Below are 3,532 nucleotides of genomic sequence, written 5' to 3' on the forward strand. Positions count from 1 at the left end.
CTGGGTGTCCAGGGCATGGGGATGGCCTGGGGGTCGGCGGTGGGCTGTGCGGCGGTGAGCCTGCGCCAGATTTCCGCTGCTAGTGCTTCTGTGACGGTGCGTTGATGGCGGCGCAGGAAGCTGCCCCCGGTGATGTCGTACGGCTCCGCAGCGTCTGCGCGCCGGTCGGTGACGCTGCGTTTCTCTTTCCCGTCGAGGTCCAGGAGGAGGCGGAGCGCGCGTGCTTCGCTCCCGCCGATGGCGGCAACGCTGGCTTTGATGATCGCGTGGGCGGCGAAAGCCCTGCGGAGAAGCGCGTCGGGTTCCTCGGGCTCAACTCGCGGCGGAGCGATCATGTCTGTCAGCTGTCGGCGTACATCAGGGGTGATCATGTAGGTAGGCAACCGGATACCGTTGCGGTAGCAGAGGGTTAGGACTGTGGTCAGTTCTGTCATGTCTGGGGGCATGGCGATCCTTTCTCGTGTTCGCGTGTCCGCGTGGTGTCCGGGTTCCGTCCGCGTGCCGTCCGGCCACTGACTATGCACGGTGCGTGTCTGTGCTCCGTCTGCGTTCCGTCCAGGTTGGGGACATGTAGAGCGGACTGCGTCCGTGGCTGGTCTGGGTCTGGTCTGTGAAAGAGCCGCGGACAAGCCGCGTCTTGTCCTAGGACGTGGGATTCCTGGTCCGCAGGATGGGGTGTGTGAGGCGGTCGGCTTCACGGTCTTCGTTCCTGGAGGGTTTTCCCATGCCCCGTTACTATGTGCGGACCACCTTCGGGTTCGGCTGGTGGGTAGCTTTCTTTTGGTGCCTGTACCTGAGCCTTTTTCTGTTTTCTGAGGCGTCGGCCGCGATCCCGTTCATCCTCGTCGCCGTGATCGTCATTGCCGTGATCCGGCTGGTCGGAAAGGCGATGTGGTGATGCGGCGGCGTGTCGAGCTGGCCTCCGAAGAGATATCCCGGCGTCATCAGGCGCTGTTCGTGCTGGCGCTGGTGGCGTGGTGCGCGGGGATGTGCGCGCTGTCGTTGGCGGCGACGGTGGTCGTGGAGGTGCTGCACCGTCCGGGGCCTGGTCCGGTGTCGGTGACCGTCGCGGCCGGTGATGCCGGTGATGCCGGTGATGCCTGGTGAGCGTGGAGAGTCTGCCGGATTTGGACATGCTGTGGATGGGGCTGTGCTCCACGATCCGTCACGGCGCCACGGCCGCACGGCTGGGCGCGTATACCCCCGGGGTGGTGGATGCGCTGGAGCCGGGGGTGACGCCGTGGGCGGCGCGGATGCTCGCGGCTGAGGATCTGATCCGGAACGCGGCGGCGGGGCTGGATAGTCCGCAGGATCGGGCGGTGCGGCTGCTGCTCGGGCTCTCCCCCGGGACAGCGGGTTTGCGCGTCAGTGTGCGGCGGGCGCGGGCGGCGGATGCGCTGCGGATCGCACCGGCGAGCCTGCGGGGTGACCGTGAACATGCGTTGATGTGGGATCTCGCGGTGCAGGTATGCAAACTGCTCCTCCAGCGTTAGCACGAGGGGCACGGGCGGGGTACAGGCTTTCCTGTACCCCGCTTTTCCGTGTGCCGGGTGCGCTGGTTGTGCGTGCGGACTGCGTGCAAAGCGGGTGGCCGGCTGGCGCACTTTTCACGCACAACCTAGAAGATTTCGGCGCACTACCCCGGGAGACCATGAGATCAGGCCGCTGACGGGCGGCACCAGAAAATACCAATGATCAGAGGTGACGCGATGCGGGTGATTCCCGTGGACGTGACGGCGTTTTCCGTGGTAACCGCGATGGGTCCGGCTGCGCCGGTGATAGACCGAGAGTCCGGCAGCCAGCGAGGGAACGCGGATGGGCTGCCGTTGTGGACCGTGCCGGTCGCGGTCGCGATGGCGGACGGCACGGCAGAAGTGATCGCGGTCCGGATCGCGGGGGAGGCGCCGACGGTGCAGCCGGGGACGCCGGTACGGCTGACGGGCCTGGTGGGCCGCTCCTGGCAGATGCAGGGCCGTCACGGCATCTCGTACTCGGCTGCGTCGATCACCGGAGTGTCGAGCAAGAGCTAACCGGCTCGGGGGTGGCGGTGCCCTGACCGTGTGCCGCCACCCCGGCCAGTCCTGCTCGTGCGCGCAAAGGAGTAGGTGTGTCGGTGCTACGGATCCGGCCCGGCCGTCGGATGCGGAAAGATCAGTTTCGGCTGTCGTTGCGGCCGTCGGTGCCGGAACTGCTGGTCCGGTACGGCCTGCGGCATATGTGGGGATGGCGCCGTGAGGTGCTGGCGCTGCTCGTGCTGCTGATGGTGCCGCAATCGATCATCGGCCGGTTCGGTTCCTTCTGGGGACGGGGGCTGCTCCTCGGCCTGGTGCTGGTCGTGCTGGTCGTGCCGGTGCTGCGCCGGGCGGTGGTCGGCTGGCTGCTGGGTGGGCGGCTGCGGCGACGCTGGGCGGCCGCTTGCCATGCCTGCCGGGTGGAAACACCGTCTGCTGGGGGTGGTGGGCGTGTTCCCCGGATACGGCGGGCGCGGCGGGGCGCGGCGGGCTGGCATCTGCGGCTGGTCCTGTCACCAGGCCTGAGCGTGGACGATCTCCAACAGGCGGCGGGGAAGCTGACGGCCACGCTGAAGCTGCGGGAGGTGCGGATCTCTCCGGATCTGGACCGGGCGGACCGGGTCGGCCTGGTGTTGGTGCGCCGTGAGGTGCTGGGCCGGGCGGTCCGCGCGGATCTGCTGCCCGCCGGTGCGGCCGGTGAGCTGGACGCCCTACCGATCGGGGTGCGGGAGGACCGCCGGGCCTGGCTGCTGCCGCTGCGCGGGTCGCATGTGCTCATCGCCGGGGCCACCGGGGCCGGTAAGGGCTCGGTCATCTGGTCGATCATCCGGGCGCTTGCCCCGTCGATCCGCGGGGGCGTCGCGGAGGTCTGGGCGTGTGACCCGAAGGGCGGCATGGAACTCGCCTTCGGGGAACCTTTGTTCGCGCGTTTCGGCGTAACCGCGGCGACGATCGCGGATCTCCTCGAAGATGCCGTGACGGTCATGGAGCGGCGCACGGGCCGGCTACGCGGGGTGGCCCGGTCCCACACACCCACCCCGGACGATCCCCTGATCGTGATCATCATCGATGAGGTCGCGAGCCTGACGGCCTACGTATCCGATGCGGAAGTCAAGAAGCGGATCGCGGTTGCGCTGCAACTGTTGCTCTCCCAGGGCCGGGCACCGGGGGTCGTCGTCGTCGGCGCGCTGCAAGACCCCGGCAAGGATGTGTTGCCGTTCCGGGACCTGTTCCCCGTCCGGGTCGCGCTCCGGCTCACAGAACCAGTACAGATCAACATGGTGTTGGGGGAAGGTGCCCGGGATCGAGGCGCGCTTTGCGACCGCGTTCCCCGGGGCCTGCCCGGGGTCGGCTACGTCCTGGTGGACGAAGACCCGACCCCCGTCCGGGTCCGCGCCGGCTGGCTCACCGACGACGACATCCGGACCATGGCCGCGCAGCACGCTCCGGTCCGTCCCACCACCCCGATGGAACCGGCGGAAGGGTGGCGACCACAACTGCCCTCGATGCCGTCCATGCCC

6 protein-coding genes are annotated in these 3,532 nt (G+C 68.5%); 5 read left to right on the forward strand and 1 reads right to left on the reverse strand.

The window, feature by feature from the left end; genetic code table 11:
- The coding region (locus AC08OO_RS22915; protein WP_476619065.1) for a hypothetical protein at positions 1-446 on the reverse strand (446 nt) is incomplete at its 3' end.
- A gap of 278 nt (positions 447-724) precedes the next feature.
- Between AC08OO_RS22915 and AC08OO_RS22920 the strand changes: the two genes are divergently transcribed.
- The 5 genes from AC08OO_RS22920 to AC08OO_RS22940 form a co-directional block, all read left to right on the forward strand.
- Positions 725-898 carry a hypothetical protein gene (locus tag AC08OO_RS22920; RefSeq protein ID WP_476611782.1) on the forward strand — a complete coding sequence of 58 codons (174 nt, stop codon included), beginning with the start codon at positions 725-727 and terminating at the stop codon, positions 896-898.
- The gene (locus tag AC08OO_RS22925; RefSeq protein ID WP_023839944.1) at positions 898-1,107 is read left to right on the forward strand and encodes a hypothetical protein; all 210 of its coding nucleotides are present in this window, start codon (positions 898-900) and stop codon (positions 1,105-1,107) included. Before AC08OO_RS22920 ends, AC08OO_RS22925 begins: the two co-directional genes overlap by 1 nt.
- Positions 1,104-1,493, forward strand: a complete 390-nt coding sequence (locus AC08OO_RS22930; protein WP_133057092.1) for a hypothetical protein — start codon at positions 1,104-1,106, stop codon at positions 1,491-1,493. The genes AC08OO_RS22925 and AC08OO_RS22930 overlap by 4 nt, the downstream gene beginning before the upstream one ends.
- A 198-nt stretch (positions 1,494-1,691) precedes the next feature.
- Entirely contained in the window at positions 1,692-2,030 is a 339-nt protein-coding gene (locus AC08OO_RS22935) for an SCO3933 family regulatory protein (RefSeq protein WP_476619066.1), read from the forward strand.
- A 110-nt stretch (positions 2,031-2,140) separates the two neighbouring features.
- Positions 2,141-3,532 (forward strand): FtsK/SpoIIIE domain-containing protein (locus AC08OO_RS22940; protein WP_476619067.1); only part of this gene is annotated, 1,392 nt, incomplete at its 3' end.

The organism is Frankia sp. CeCAU1, from assembly GCF_977971845.1.